The 422-nt window shown below is 58.8% G+C and carries 1 protein-coding gene; it reads left to right on the top strand.

Annotation, left to right across the window (positions count from 1 at the left end):
• A partial coding sequence (locus G8O24_RS47225; RefSeq protein WP_188108442.1) for a phosphoribosylformylglycinamidine synthase subunit PurQ occupies nt 1-422 on the top strand: 422 nt, incomplete at both ends.

Consider the following 422-nt stretch of genomic DNA (forward strand, 5'->3'; position numbering starts at 1 on the left):
AGCTTTGGCTGCTTCCTCGCCGGTGATGTCGTCTATTCGCAGAGCTGCCGATGGGGGCCTGCCAGTGCTCGGTATCTGCAACGGGTTTCAGGTTCTGTGTGAATCCCATCTGTTGCCTGGCACTCTGATGCGTAACGAGAAACGACGCTTCCACTGTTCGGTGCAGCAGCTTCAAGTTGCCAGCGTGGACACCGTGTGGACCTGCGACTTCCGTCCCAGTGAGCGCATTCATATTGCTGCTAAGCACGGCGAGGGTAACTATGTGGCGGACGCTGCAACCGTGGCTGCGCTGGAGGCCAATAATCGGGTCGTCTTCCGCTACACCGCTAATCCGAATGGGTCGGTTCACGACATCGCTGGCATCACTAATGAGGCGGGCAACGTGGTCGGGCTCATGCCGCACCCGGAGCATTCTGTAGAGG

This window comes from Bradyrhizobium campsiandrae (assembly GCF_014529705.1).
GTDB classification, from domain to species: domain Bacteria; phylum Pseudomonadota; class Alphaproteobacteria; order Rhizobiales; family Xanthobacteraceae; genus Bradyrhizobium; species Bradyrhizobium campsiandrae.